General features: G+C 56.8%; 10 protein-coding genes and 1 tRNA gene. 8 read left to right on the top strand and 3 right to left on the bottom strand.

What is annotated here, in order from left to right:
• The 4 genes from Q8O35_RS05085 to Q8O35_RS05075 all read left to right on the top strand — a co-directional run.
• Positions 1-483 (top strand): ABC-three component system protein (locus tag Q8O35_RS05085; protein WP_305571304.1); only part of this gene is annotated, 483 nt, incomplete at its 5' end.
• Positions 476-700 carry a three component ABC system middle component gene (locus Q8O35_RS14815; protein ID WP_371133094.1) on the top strand — a complete coding sequence of 75 codons (225 nt, stop codon included), beginning with the start codon at positions 476-478 and terminating at the stop codon, positions 698-700. The genes Q8O35_RS05085 and Q8O35_RS14815, both read left to right, overlap by 8 nt.
• The gene (locus Q8O35_RS05080; RefSeq protein WP_371133095.1) at positions 621-986 is read left to right on the top strand and encodes a three component ABC system middle component; all 366 of its coding nucleotides are present in this window, start codon (positions 621-623) and stop codon (positions 984-986) included. Before Q8O35_RS14815 ends, Q8O35_RS05080 begins: the two co-directional genes overlap by 80 nt.
• Positions 986-2,953 carry a DUF3732 domain-containing protein gene (locus tag Q8O35_RS05075; protein WP_305571302.1) on the top strand — a complete coding sequence of 656 codons (1,968 nt, stop codon included), beginning with the start codon at positions 986-988 and terminating at the stop codon, positions 2,951-2,953. The genes Q8O35_RS05080 and Q8O35_RS05075 overlap by 1 nt, the downstream gene beginning before the upstream one ends.
• 768 nt (positions 2,954-3,721) lie before the next feature.
• Here the strand turns inward: Q8O35_RS05075 and Q8O35_RS05070 are convergent.
• The 3 genes from Q8O35_RS05070 to Q8O35_RS05060 all read right to left on the bottom strand — a co-directional run bounded on the left by Q8O35_RS05070 (position 3,722) and on the right by Q8O35_RS05060 (position 5,480).
• Positions 3,722-3,797 (bottom strand) — tRNA-Ala (locus Q8O35_RS05070).
• A gap of 281 nt (positions 3,798-4,078) precedes the next feature.
• A complete protein-coding gene (locus tag Q8O35_RS05065) occupies positions 4,079-4,990 on the bottom strand; it encodes a bacteriohemerythrin (RefSeq protein WP_305571300.1) in 912 nt (303 codons plus the stop codon).
• A complete protein-coding gene (locus tag Q8O35_RS05060) occupies positions 4,896-5,480 on the bottom strand; it encodes a TrkA family potassium uptake protein (RefSeq protein ID WP_305571298.1) in 585 nt (194 codons plus the stop codon). Before Q8O35_RS05060 ends, Q8O35_RS05065 begins: the two co-directional genes overlap by 95 nt.
• 706 nt (positions 5,481-6,186) lie before the next feature.
• Between Q8O35_RS05060 and Q8O35_RS05055 the strand changes: the two genes are divergently transcribed.
• The 4 genes from Q8O35_RS05055 to Q8O35_RS05040 all read left to right on the top strand — a co-directional run bounded on the left by Q8O35_RS05055 (position 6,187) and on the right by Q8O35_RS05040 (position 13,650).
• Positions 6,187-7,821, top strand: a complete 1,635-nt coding sequence (locus tag Q8O35_RS05055) for a hypothetical protein (RefSeq protein WP_305571296.1) — start codon at positions 6,187-6,189, stop codon at positions 7,819-7,821.
• A gap of 107 nt (positions 7,822-7,928) precedes the next feature.
• The gene (locus Q8O35_RS05050) at positions 7,929-10,142 is read left to right on the top strand and encodes an ABC transporter transmembrane domain-containing protein (protein ID WP_305571294.1); all 2,214 of its coding nucleotides are present in this window, start codon (positions 7,929-7,931) and stop codon (positions 10,140-10,142) included.
• The gene (locus Q8O35_RS05045) at positions 10,135-12,246 is read left to right on the top strand and encodes a peptidase domain-containing ABC transporter (RefSeq protein WP_305571292.1); all 2,112 of its coding nucleotides are present in this window, start codon (positions 10,135-10,137) and stop codon (positions 12,244-12,246) included. Before Q8O35_RS05050 ends, Q8O35_RS05045 begins: the two co-directional genes overlap by 8 nt.
• 15 nt (positions 12,247-12,261) lie before the next feature.
• Complete coding sequence (locus Q8O35_RS05040) at positions 12,262-13,650, top strand: HlyD family type I secretion periplasmic adaptor subunit (RefSeq protein WP_305571290.1); 1,389 nt, start codon at positions 12,262-12,264, stop codon at positions 13,648-13,650.
• Positions 13,651-13,683: the final 33 nt, after the last annotated feature.

Raw genomic sequence — 13,683 nt, 5'->3', positions numbered from 1 at the left:
TTGTTTGCGGCAAGAAGAGAGCTTGCCGGTATTCATTCCCTACATGACTTCTCGCTAGAGCCGAACCCAGAAGAAACAGAAAATCACCTTACCAGAATATACGTAAAACAACTTGATCTAATACAATGTGATGCCGAAGATAGGATTGGCGCGATTACATCATATATAAGATCTAAGACGAATAAAATACGCTGGGCTGATGATGGGTTAGTCCATGGTGACAGCTTTGGTGAGTTTTACTCATCTATCCAGAACAAATGGGATAATGAACGGCGTAAGGCAGCAATCTTGCACAGAAACATTACGCCTGAAGAAAGAGGTAAAGTCGTACTTTACGAGTGCAACAATTTTAAAGAGCAGCTTTCTGGGCTACAGGTTCCGACTGACTTCACAAAGGGCTGCTTCCATGACTGCTCAGACAAACTTAAAATCGGTTGGCATGACGAATATCTCAGACTGTTAAGTGGTGATACAGATGAATAGTAAGCATGGTCTTGAGGTTGATTTGGTACAGAACAAAGCACTTGGTGCATTTTTAATGTTTAGGACAGTCCAATCGTACGAAAAAAAATCAAAAAGCAACTCTGGATGCCCATTGCTTTTGCTGTTTTTGGTCATTCCTGATCCTCTATCAGAAAGACATAAGAACTGTTTTAAGATCTACGCAGGTCAATTCAGGAATAAGGAAGTTCTCGAATAAATTTTCTTCTACGCAAATGAAAAGCACTGATGTGTTGCTGCGTATTCATGATTTAGCTGAAAGGTATAAAGAAATTTCATGGGCCTCATTTATACTTGCGTCTAAGGCAAATATGCTTGCTGTTCTTGCGGAAGGTGCCCTTGTCGTTTCCCGCGACTTAAAGATACCTAAGAAATACGAGTGCGCATCCATTAATCCACTGCTCATTGGTGCCGACAAACTCGGGGCATGGTTTGCTAAAAACTCTCTCTACGACATTGCTTCAAATTTGAGGGTGAGGTTTTAATGCAACTCCAAATTAAAGAACTAATACTTTGGCCTAAAGACTTGAATCGTGAGCCTCGAACAGTGAAATTCGAGTTGGGCAAGGTGAATGTAATAACTGGGGCCTCTCGGACAGGGAAATCCGCCATCATCCCGATAATTGACTATTGCCTCTGCTCTTCAAAATGTTCAATTCCAGTTGGAATCATCCGTGATACATGCTCTTGGTTTGGTATTGTTCTTAGTACAATCCAAGGAGATATTCTTCTGGCTAGGAGAAACCCTGAAGATCAAAAACAGACAGGAGACATGTTTGTCCTTGAAGGAAATCAAATTGTTATTCCTAGTGTCATACCCGAAAAGAATGACGACTCAGAAGATGTAAAGAGACGCTTGAGTGAACTTTCTGGATTGCCCATGCTTGATTATGGTCAGGAAGATAGAGCATTCACAACACGACCGAGTTTTCGAGATGTCATATCGTTTTTATTTCAATCTCAAAACATTATCGCCAACCAAGATATCCTTTTTTACAAAGCAAACGAGCATAAGTACCAAGAGAGGTTAAGAAATATCTTCCCGTTCGTCCTCAACGCTGTAGACGCAGAATGGTTTTACAACAAGCACCTGTTCAACGAGTTAAACAAACAACTCAGGATTAAAGAAAAAGAGCTTGAAGGTATCCAATCGCTGTTCCAAAAGTGGGTAGCTGACATCCGAACCAAAATCATAAAAGCAAAAGAACTCGGCCTGATAAATGACGAGGTGTCGATTGACGGAAACCCTGAGTATCTACTGGGGATATTGAGAGACTTGGCTACGCCTGGGCTATTGGAACCTAAAATTGATTCTCACCTTGCTGAGGCCCTTAGTGCTGACCTTCAGAAGCTACGCTCGAAAGAAGACGAGCTTTCCTTAAGACTGTCTTCGCTTAAACGCAGAGTTTCGGATATGGAGCACTTGAAGTCTAGCTCAAATGACTACCATAAGACTCTTCAAATTTTGAGAGATAGGTTGTCAATTTCTCAGTGGATAGAACAGGAGGTTGTCAAAACAAGTAATTGTCCATTTTGCGAATCTGAAGGATCAACTTGCGACGAACAGCTTGAGATGCTTATTAAGTCGTTAAAAAAGACAGAAGACGAAATATCACTATTTTCCGAAGTGCCAAGCTCCTTCGATAGGGAATATGCAACAATCTTGGGTGAACTCAACCAGACAGCATCTGAGTTGCACGCTATACAAAAGCAAATTCATGCTGTCGCAGGAGAGTCTAAACAGCAACAAAATGCCCTTTACACTATTTCTGAGGCGAACAGGTTTATTGGACGGCTTGAGGAGGCTTTGGAAACATTTTCTAATACCCAAGACAGAAGCGCGTTGATAGAGGTAATATCAAGCCTAAAAAATGAAATTTCACGATTTGGTGAGCTTATTTCAGGCGTTCAAATTTCGAGACGCCAAGACTATGCCCTCGGTCAGATTTCATATATTTCAGGTGGCTACATACAACAGCTTGATGTGGAATCCCCTGGCAACAAAATTGAGTTAGATATTAAATCGCTAACGGTAGTCATTAAAGGGGAGCTCAGAAGTAATTACCTTTGGGAGATCGGTAGCGGATCAAACTGGCTCGCTTACCACATTTCCGTTCTACTCGCGTTGCATGCCTTTTTTATTAGGGCTCCTAGTAACCCTGTTCCTTCATTTGTAATTTTTGATCAACCGAGTCAGGTTTACTTCCCCCAAAAGGTATACATACCAAAAGACGATGGCGAGTATTGGAAGGCAATAGGTGATGACGATATTGAAAGTGTTAGAAAGATCTTTTCTTTGATGAATTCGGTATCACTCGCTGCATCTGGAAAACTTCAGATTCTAATTTTTGACCATGCTCCAGAAGAGGTTTGGCACGATTATTCCAATGTTCATTTAGTCGCGACATGGCGAAATGGTGATAAGCTTGTCCCTTCTGATTGGTTGTCGTAATCTCGTTTCAGTGAAAAATGATTCTAAGCCTAAGTAACACCCAGGCGAATTGAAAAGTTCACTGGAGCAGAGACAAAGACAAATGGGGTCTTTGCGAACCCTACATTCTTTTTCTTTTAAAAAACGTATTTCAATTTTGGCGGGGCTGCGAGAGCTCGGGTACATCTGTCCGAGCATGCCTCTCACTCGCAGCGTGGAGAGTACGGGGCGTCAGAAGCGTGATCCCTGAGATTGGTCGTCCGATGCGATCTAGGGCAAACAGCGGTCCCCCCCCCTATGTCGGGAACCCATGCATGACTTTTTTACGCTCATTGCTATTGCGCAAATGTTTACAAATTGCTGTCCAGCATAATTCCGTACGCCCAGAATGGACGCTGAAAGCATATGCTTGGGCTTGAAACATCAGCAGTATTTCATGTACTTGGCAATACATAAAAATTATGCGAAACTATTTGCTATACAAAAGCTGGCTTTCTGTAGTCAGTCAGTGACGATAGTGACGGTACTTCCTCATGATTTGTATAGAAAGAAAGGGATGGTATATGGAGGAGTGGTGGCAGGTGTATAAGGCCCAAGCCAGATAGATGAGAGGTTGAAGTTATACTCCAGCCGTCCCTACCGTCACCCAGGAGTTGCCTGGAAAACTCTTCGCCCCAGCATCCGTCGCAGACGGAGTGCTTCAAACCAAAATACGGCACAGATCCGGCACAAAAGCTGAGAGCAAAAGAAAAAGGCTTTACGAGGATTCTCGTAAAGCCTTGATCTTTCTGGTGGAGCTGGAGGGAATTGAACCCACGGCCTCTTGAATGCCATTCAAGCGCTCTCCCAACTGAGCTACAGCCCCACATCGTTGGGAGACACTGTCTAGCCGGAGGCGCTGTCCCTGTCAAGGATTTTGGAACAGAATATTATCTGTTCTTGTTTGGCCTGCACTTATGGCCATCATTGGCTGCGCCGAGGCCTGCCCAGCGTAGAGAAAGTCCTTTGCAGCGTCTCAAAAAGGAAAAGGGCACCCTTGCGGACGGCCCTTGATCTGTCGGTGGTGGAGCTGGAGAGGCTTGAACTCACGGCCTCTTGAATGCCATTCAAGCCTATGCTGTATGGGTGCGGAAATTATTGAGTATTTTATTGATGCACGGCAACGTTAGGTGTTTTTGAGACGTTTGCAGCGCGGATTTGTAGTGCATTTTGTTCGCTGGAAGAGAATTTTCGGACCTTGAAGCAAAATATCTGGCCTGCCAGCGTGCATCGGTTCCGCTTGTCCTTATAGAGTTCCATGACCTCGCGCGTCATCTTGCGGTGTTCATCCTGATGAGCCTGCAGGTCCGGATAACCGGCGCGGCGCATGACCTCTTCCTCGTTCCTGAAGTGCAGGTTCGTGTAGTCCAAGAGCCGCTCAAAGAGTTTGAGCACTGCTTCACGGTTGCGCCCGGCCGACAAGGCGTCATGGAAATCTTGCGCATACTGGAACAGGCCCCGGTGCTCATCGTCGATGAGATCTACCCCGAGCATATACTCATCTGACCACTTGAACGGGAATTCCGTCTTTTCGGGAGCCGGTTGCCCCTGTTCACGAACCAAAATGAGCAAGGAATCATTGATTCCGAGCGTCTGGTCTGGGCCAGGGTTGTCAACGGGTTCGCCGCGTTCTGGCCTCAGCGCCAATGCCTTGATGGCCCCGGATTTTTCCAGCACCTGGGCCACGGTCATGGGCTGGTCTCCAAAGATGCGGAAGACCCGCAGATAATACCCCATAACTCCAGGCTCGCCGAATGACTCATCGCTACGGCCGGGAAGCCCTGCCTGGCGGGCGATCAATTGGGCGATTTGCTCACCACCAAGTCTCAAGGGATAGACCACCGTGTCTGCCCCGGCGCGGAGCATGCGTGACTCGACCGCCGGATTGCTGCCTCTGGCAATGATGTGGATTCCGGGATTCAGCTCACGCGCTGCGAGGCTGATGAAGTTGTTTGTGGAATCGTCCGGGATGCACAGAATAAGGCCATGGGCGCGCGCGATGCCCGCAGAAAGCAGCACTGCGTCTTCTGCCGGGTTGCCGACACCACCGAATACCCCGTCCTCGGGCCCCTTCCAGGGCTTTCGGGACAGATTCCACCACCACGAAGGGGAGATCCATGTCGAAGAGCTTCAGGCAGATGGTGCTGCCGATGTTGCCGCAGCCGCAGACGATGTAGTGCCCGACCAGGGAGTCGATCTGTTTCTGCATTCTTATTCTCCCGAATATGCCGGTGAGTTCCCCTTGGATGATGAACTGGGCCAGGTGCGTGGCGGAAATGGCCACTGATCCCAAGCCGAAGAAGATCAAGGAAAGTGAGAAAGCCCTTCCGCCTGTGGAAAGGGGCTGAACCTCATCAAAGCCGACGGTGGTGATGGTTATGGCGGTCATGTAAAAAGCGTCAAAAACAGACCAGCCGGACTCGATGAAAAAATAACCGGCTGTACCTGCGGCCAGGGGTGTGACGACCAGGCCCAACGTCTGGATTTGCAGTTTTCTGATGTTCTCCATTTTTCCCGAGCCATTGGTGATTGTGGCACGGACTCCAATCCGCAACGCTACGGCAGGCTGCGGTTCTGTCCTCTTGCACATGGGTATTCCATTACTCTTCCGATAGTGCGACTATTGCTGCCACTTTCCCATACGCCATGGCTAGACGACGCTGGAGTCTATGTTGACATTTTGAGAGAATGATACACAATTAGTTTAAGTAAGAGCAGTTTTAGGCCAAGAGTGGAAGGTGTCCTCTTTCGGAGTGAATAAGATCATTTCTGGAATCAATAGTGGGGCATGTATGTCCGAGAAGCCGGCAAATAATCAGGATGTCAGCCGCGAGTTGGACGAGTTGACCGTATTGCAGGATACTCGACAGGCGGATCTGAACGCCAAGCAGTTTCAGGGTGTTCAGACCGTTGTATCCCCGACGATCGACGAGTCGCAACTGACTAGGACAATCGTGCGGGGGATCCCTATCGATCAGGCTGTGGAAAAGCAGGGGCCAGAACAACAGCCAGTTCCTGAAGCTCATCCTGCTGAGGATCATCCCGCTACTTCGACAGCCGCAGCCGTTCCCGAGGTGTCTCATGAGACGCTCGAGGCCGCTCCAGCCGCAGCGGAGACACCTCTCCCTGGCCCGCTCCACGTTGAAGTGCCGGTCCAGACAGCTGCGCCCGTGCATCCCCCAACAGACCGGACTGAAGCATTTGCCCAGCCCACAGTGTCCGAACCTGAGGCCGCGCCTGCCGCTCCGGTGGTCGAGGCCCAGGCTGAAGCGCCTGCCCAGCCAATAGCCGAGACTCCGCCTCCCGCAGAGGCGCAGCCTGTTGCCGAGGCTCAGCTTGCAGCGCCCCAGCCTGCGGCCGCTCCTGCCGCAGCGGTGAGTGAGCCTGCGCCAGTTGTGGCGGCCCAGCCCGAAGCGCCTGCCCAGCCAATAGCCGAGACTTTGCCTCCCGCAGAGACGCAGCCTGTTGCCGAGGCTCAGCCTGCAGCGCCCCAGCCTGAGGCTGCGCCTGCCGCTCCGGTGGTCGAGGCCCAGGCCGAAACGCCTGCCCAGCCAATAGCCGAGACTTCGCCTCCCGCAGAGGCGCAGCCTGTTGCCGAGGCTCAGCCTGCAGCGCCCCAGCCTGAGGCCGCGCCTGCCGCTCCGGTGGTCGAGGCTCAGCCCGAAGCGCCTACTCAGCCAGTGGCCGAGACTTCGCCTCCCGCAGAGGCGCAGCCTGTTGCCAAGGCTCAGCCTGAGGCCGCGCCTGCCGCTCCGGTGGTCGAGGCCCAGCCAGAAGCATCCGCCAAGGGCGCTGGAAAGAGCGAGGAACGCGGGCGGGCCGAACATGGTCATGAGGCCCCGGACAGCAGGCCAGCAGCATCCGCCAAGGGCGGTGAAAAGAGCGAGGAGTCTGAGCGCACGGACCGCGGCGCTGGCACCGGAACTGCAGATCAGCATGGGCATGCCCCACAGGGCAAGGCACTGGGCCACGACAAGGCGGACCATGATGCCGGTCAAGGGGCCGGTTCTGAGGTCGGCGCCGCCCAGCATGAGGATGCGGGCCGCCACGGCGGCTTTGGCGACAACGGCCTGGGCAACGGCCTGGACGCCCCGCCCCCTGGCAGCCCGCCGCCCAATCCCAACGCGGACACCGCCTTCGACGCCCAGGGCGATTTTGCCAAGGGCGGCGCAGGGCATGAGGGCTCAGGCGCGCAGGACAAGGTTGACCGGGAGGATGAGTCAAGTGGCCGTGAGGAGCATCCCGGCCATGCGGATGAGCCCCAGGGCCAGGCTCTGGGCCACGACAAGTCGGACCATGATACGGGCCAGGGCGCAGGCCACGACGCCGGTCCTGAGGTCGGCGCCGCCCAGCATGAGGATGCGGGCCGCCACGGCGGCTTTGGCGACAACGGTCTGGGCAACGGCCTGGACGCCCCGCCCCCTGGCAGCCCGCCGCCCAATCCCAACGCGGACACCGCCTTCGACGCCCAGGGCGATTTTGCCAAGGGCGGCGCAGGGCATGAGGCTCCCGGCGCGCAGGACGTCGGGGGCGGCCACGCTCCCGCTCCCGCGTTCGGCGGCGCACAGGATTCGGCTCACGCTGACCTCTTCCTCAGCGCGTCCCCAGGACAGGGCAAGGGCGGGGGAGCTGGGAGCTGGACCGATCTCACTCAGGCGGACACCCATGCGCCAGCCACCAGCCCGGCAGCGCATGGAGATTGGACGGCCTCGGTGGAGCACGAGCCGCCCAAGACGTCTCAAGGCCAAGGCAAGTCGGGTGCAGGGCTTGATTCGGCTCCGGCTCCGTCCCACGCCGTCGAGGCCTTTGAGCAAAGTGCTCAGGATCACCACAAGGGCCACGACATGTAAGCAAAAGGGATGATACCTCAGGGCAGGGCAGTGTGCCGTTCCCCGGGTGTGGCAGGTGGCCGTGGGCTTTGTCGAAGCCAGGGGCGCCAGAGGAGAGAGCGACCAGCATGCTGCTTGAACAATTCAGGGTACGCAAGGCATGGATTGAGGAACTGCGGGCCTTGCCCCTGTTCTCCAAAAGCGCCCAGGAACTGCTTGTGGCATCCCTGGGCGTCAATGTCCTTTCTTTGGCCCTGCCCATCGTCTTGATGCAGGTCTATGACCGGATCGTTCCGACAAAGGCCTTGAGCACCCTTGCCTGGCTGGTTGTAGGCTTTGTCGTGGCCCTCGGGCTGGAATCCGTTTTGCGGCTGTGCCGCTCCACCATCACCAACTGGATAGCGGCTCGCTTCGACCACCTGCTCGGGCTCGACTGCATGACCCGCTGGCTTCGCTCGCGGCTGGATATCTTCGAGCGCGACGGCGTGGGCGTGCATCTCGACCGACTCAACGCCGTGGGCACCCTGCGCGGCGCGTTTTCTGGCCAAGCCTTTCAGATGCTGCTCGACCTCCCCTTCGCGGTTCTCTACGTCATCGTCACCGGCTACCTGGGAGGCCAGATCGTGGCCGCCTATCTTCTGGTCGTCATCTTCGGCTATCTGGCCCTGACCCGGCGGCTCCAGGCTTCGTATCTCAAGCGCCGCCACAACCAGCGCGAGATAACGGACCGGCGCTTTAATTTCGTAGTGGAGGCCTTAAACGGCATCCACACGGTGAAGTCGCTGACCATCGAGGAGCAGATGCTGCGGCGTCATGAGCGCTTGCAGGACCAGTCGGCGCAGGACAATTTCGAGGTCACCCTGCTTGGGGAACTGCCCTTGAACATCGGGGCCATGTTCTCCCAGCTTTTGCTCTTTGGCATCCTGCTCATCAGCGGTCTGCGGGTCATCGACGGCACCCTGACCCTGGGCACCATGGCCGCCTGCACACTGCTTGCAGGCCGGGCCTTCCAGCCCGTGCAAAGCCTGGCCTCCTTCCTGCTGCGCCAGGCGGACATGGAAATCGCGCGGGAGCAGGTCGGCTACGTGGCGGGCATGGAGACGGAAGCTCCGGAAGATCTGCCCCCGTTGCCTTTGGAAGTCCTCGGTCGGCTGGAGTTGCATGGCGTAACCCTGGGCGATGGCGATGAGCGGGCGCCAATCCTGAAGGATGTGACCCTGGAGGTCGCCCCCCGCGAGATGGTGTGCCTGGCAGGGGGCGGCGCAGGCGGGGCAAGCGCCGTGCTGCATCTGCTGCTGGGCATGGTCAAGCCGGAAGCCGGGGCGGTCCTCCTCGACGGTCATGACCTTGCGGAGCATAACCGGGAATCCCTGCGCGGGCGCATCGAATTTTTGCCCCAGAATGGCGTGCTGTTCAACGGCAGCATCCTCGACAACATCACCCTGTTCAACAACGCCCATCGCGACAGCGCCCAGGACGCCGCGGCTTTGCTGGCCCTTGATTCCGCAATCTCAGAGCTGCCGCAAGGCTTTGAGACCCAGGTGGGCAACCGCCTGTACGAATTCCTGCCCTCTGGCGTGGTGCAACGCATTTGCATCGCCAGGGCGCTGGCGGTGCGCCCGCGCGTACTCCTCATGGACAAGGTCGACGAGGCCATGGACCAGGACAGTCGGCGCATCTTTCATTGGCTTCTGCGACAGCTCAAGGGCCATTGCACCATTGTCATGGCCAGCACCGACCCGACCGTCCTGGCCCTGGCTGACCGGGTCCTGGAATTCCAAAACGCCAGCCTTGCGCCAGCGTCGGTAGCGAGCTGCGTGGAAGGGCATGAGCAGGCGGAGGCCAAGGGGCTGCCCGGAGAGATGGCCTGGATGCGCTGGGTCATGCAGACGGCCCGCACCTGGGAGGACATCACCGGAGTCATCAAGCGCATGGACATCGTCCAGGTTGACGAGGACCACCGCATCTTCACCGAATACGTGCTGGAGCTGAACCAGGTCATCGAGGCCTTCAGCAACCCCGACACCAGCCTGGATGATTTGTCCAACGGATCTGAAATATTTAAGAAGATTCAGGAATACGCTGTGGTGCACTTCGGGCGCGAGGAAGGGATCATGCTGGAGGCAGGGTGTCCGTCCCTGGAGGAGCACCAGGCACAGCACGCCATTTTCAACGGCATTGTGGAAAAGCACCGCCGGGAGTTCAGCGAAGGGCAGCTCAACATCACCTCCGCTCTCAAGCTCTCCATCCTTGACTGGTGGGTGCGGCACATCAACACAGTGGACTACAAGTCGCTGATTCTTGAGCCCAGGCCACTGGGGAAGCGGGGCGCGGATGAGTAAGCGCACCATCCAAGCCAGCATTGCCGGCCAGGGATCCTTTGCGGCCTGCCTGGTTCCCTTGCTCGACGCCCTGGGCTGGCACGGCAACCACTTCCACCTGGCCGAGTCCCTGCCCCATGGCCTGGACACCCTGGCGCTGTCGGACCTGCTGAACGTGTTGTCCAACCTGAAGTTTGGCAGCAAGGCCTTGCCTGTGTCGCTGGACCGCATCGACCTGCGCACCTTGCCGTGCCTGTTCCTGGCCGAGGGGGGCGAGCCGGTGGTGCTCATCAAAGGAGACAGGGACAAAATCCTGGCCTTCGACAGCCGTCAGGGGAGCTATTGCGAGATGGCTCCGACCCCCACTCGGGGCACTGCGTTTTTCTTCTCCATGACCGAGACCGGCGGCGTCACCCTGCAACGCCAGCAGGCGGAGTGGTTCCAGAAGGTGCTTGCCCGGTTCGGCAAGCCCTTCCGGCAGGGGCTGTTCATCTCGTTCCTGCTCAGCCTGCTGGCCCTGGTGATGCCGCTGTTTGTCATGACCGTCTACGACCAGCTGCCCTTTCTGCGTGAAAAGGCGACGCTGGTGTACATCATCATCGGGGTCATGGTCTTTGTCGCCAGCGACTTCGGCCTGCGGCTCATCCGCTCCGGGCTGCTCGGATTCGTGGGCGCGCGGTTGGGCAACATCGTGGGCAACGAGGTGTTCCGCCGCATCCTGTATCTGCCCCCGCCCTTCACCGAGTCCGCCTCCATTGGCTCGCAGACGGCCCGGATCAAGGACTTCGATTCTGTGCGGGAGTTCTTTTCCGGGCAGGGGCTGGTGGCCCTCTTTGAGATTCCCTTCGCCCTGCTGCTCACCCTGGCCATGGTTTGGCTCGGCGGGCGCATCGTCTTCGTGCCCCTGGGCGCCATCGCCCTTTTCGGCCTTATGGCGCTCATCTATCTGCCCCTGATCAAGCAGGCGGGCATGGACGGAGCCCAGGCCGGCACCACGCGCCAGGACCTGATCATGGAGGTGCTGACGAAGATGCGGGCCATCAAGTACACCGGCGCCGCAAACATCTGGCTGGAGCGGTTCCGCAAGTCCTCGGCCGAATGCACCGCCGCCAACTACCGGTCGGCCCAACTGGCCGCGTCCATCAACACCCTGACCAACGCCCTCATCACCACTGCCGGAGTGGCCACCCTGGCTGTGGGCACCACCGGCGTGCTGGCGGGCAGCATGAGCATGGGCGCGCTGGTGGCCTCCATGTTCCTGGTCTGGCGCATCCTGGCGCCGCTGCGCTCGGCCTTCGTGGTGATCATGCAGGTGGAGCGCATCGGCAAGAGCATCCAGCAGGTCAACCGGCTCATGAACATGGAGATCGAGAACCGGTCCGAGGCCATCCTGACCCTGAACCGCAACATCCAGGGCCGAGTGGAGTTCTCCCAGGTCTCCATCCGCTACATGCCCGACGCCCACCCGGCCCTGCTCAGCGTGAGCTTCAGCGTAGAGCCCGGGGAGATTCTGGTCGTGACCGGGCATGACGGAGCGGGCAAGTCGACGCTGCTCAAGCTGCTCATGGGCCTGTACCAGCCCCAGGCCGGGCGCATCACCCTCGACAGTTCCGCCCTGCGGCAGATGGACCCCATCGCCCTGCGGCGGACCATCGGCTACGCCCCGCAGACGCCGCAGTTCTTCTATGGCACCATCGCCCAGAACTTGCGGCTGACCAATCCCCTGGCCAGCACGGAAGACATGAAATCCGCATGCGCCAGGGCCCGCGTGCTCGACGAGATTGAAGCCCTGCCCGAGGGGCTGGAAACCCGCGTGGGCGACTTCAGGATCCGGCAGTATTCCGAGACCTTCTGGCGCAGGTTGAACCTGGCCCGGGTGCTTATGCGCAATGTGCCCATACTCTTGCTGGATGAGGCGGTGGAACCGCTCGACCCGGCCAAGGCCGAGTCCTTTCTGCAGAACCTCCGGGAGATCAAGCGCTCCTCGACCCTGGTCCTGGTGACCAACCACAGGCAGTATTTCCAGATAGCGGACAAGGTGCTTTGGCTGGAAAAGGGCCGTGTGAGGATGTTTGGGACTCCCGAAGAGGTGACTCCGCACCTGGAAGCCGCTCCCCCATGCTGAGGAAAGGATATACCCATGACAGATGACAAGCCGACAACGCTGCTTGGCAAGGTGAAGGCCAGGCTGGCGAACGTGAAGGTCAAGCTCCTGGACCGGGAGTCGCTGCACCTTTCCCAGGCCCTGCTACTGGAGGAGACCGGCGTTCCCGTGCTCATCCGCTACGTGGTTCTGACCCTGACCGGGGTGGTGGTGGTTTTCATCCTCTGGGCTTCCCTGACCAGCATCGACGAGGTGGCGGTGACCCAGGGCAAGCTCATCCCCACGGGGCATATCAAGCGCGTGCAGAGCCCGGACGGCGGCATCGTCGCCCAGATCATCGTCAAGGAGGGTCAGTCCGTCACCGCCGGCCAGCCTCTCGTGCTCATGGACCCAACCTCCTTGGCCTCGACCTTGGAGCAGTCGCAGGTGTCCCGCGAGGCCCTGGAGTTGCGCAAGATCCGCCTGCTGGCCCTCATCAGCGGCGAGGAGCCAGAATTTCCTAAAGACAAGTCCAAGTATGCCGAGATGGCGCGTGAGCAACGCCAGCTGTATAAGCAGACAGTTGAATCCATGAAGGTTCGGCGCGCCATTTTTCGCAATGAGATCAGCAGGTACAAGGCGGAATTGCGCTCGATGGACACCAAGGAAAAGGCTCTGCGGGAGCACCACGGCCTGATCAAGGATGAATTTGATGCCTACGACAGCCTGTTCAAGAAAGGAATGGTGGGTAAGATGGAGTTCTTTGGCGTCAAGCGCCAGCTGATCCAGGCCGACGAGAACCTGCTCCAGATGCCCATTACACGTCTACAGCTCAATGAGCGGCTCAGTGAGGCGGAGAACAAGCTCCTCAAGCTGGATGAGGAGGCCCGCGAAAGCTGGATGCAGGAACTGGCAAAAATTGACGAAGAGCTCTCCAAGACCCAAGAGACGATCAAGCGCCAGGAGCAGGATGTCAACCAACTCACCATCAAGTCGCCAGACACCGGTGTGGTGCATAATCTGAAGGTGCACACCATTGGCGAGGTCGTGCAGCGCGGCGGAACGGTGCTGGAAATCGTTCCTTTGGGCAAGGATCTGATCGTGGAGACGCGCATCTCAGCCCGCGACATCGGACACCTCCAGCCTGGCCAGCCTGTCACCGTGAAGTTCACCGCCTTTGACTACGCTCGCTATGGAGGCATCCGCGGCGAACTCAAGGAGATCTCGCCCACCACCTTCATGGACGACGAACAGGCTGGCGGTGGGGTATATTACAAGGGCATCATCGCGCTGGACAAGGCCTACGTGGGGGGCGATCCGGAGCGCAACAAGGTGTTGCCGGGCATGACCGTGCAGGCGGACATAAAGACCGGAACGAAGACGCTCATCGGCTACCTGCTCAAGCCCATATACATTTCCCTCAATCAGGCGTTCCGGGAGCGCTGAGAAGTGGTGCTGAGGCATAGGAAATGGGAGGCC

Origin of the sequence: Humidesulfovibrio sp., assembly GCF_030689645.1 — a bacterium.
Classification (GTDB): domain Bacteria; phylum Desulfobacterota; class Desulfovibrionia; order Desulfovibrionales; family Desulfovibrionaceae; genus Humidesulfovibrio.
This window is presented reverse-complemented; position numbering and strand designations above follow the sequence as displayed.

What these genes read in the sequence shown, in the direction of transcription:
- Q8O35_RS14815 (WP_371133094.1), top strand. Translation starts at nt 476, where the DNA reads ATGAATAGTAAGCATGGTCTTGAGGTTGATTTGGTACAGAACAAAGCA.
- Q8O35_RS05075 (WP_305571302.1), top strand. Translation starts at nt 986, where the DNA reads ATGCAACTCCAAATTAAAGAACTAATACTTTGGCCTAAAGACTTGAAT.
- Q8O35_RS05060 (WP_305571298.1), bottom strand. Translation starts at nt 5,480, where the DNA reads ATGGAGAACATCAGAAAACTGCAAATCCAGACGTTGGGCCTGGTCGTC.
- Q8O35_RS05050 (WP_305571294.1), top strand. Translation starts at nt 7,929, where the DNA reads ATGCTGCTTGAACAATTCAGGGTACGCAAGGCATGGATTGAGGAACTG.
- Q8O35_RS05045 (WP_305571292.1), top strand. Translation starts at nt 10,135, where the DNA reads ATGAGTAAGCGCACCATCCAAGCCAGCATTGCCGGCCAGGGATCCTTT.
- Q8O35_RS05040 (WP_305571290.1), top strand. Translation starts at nt 12,262, where the DNA reads ATGACAGATGACAAGCCGACAACGCTGCTTGGCAAGGTGAAGGCCAGG.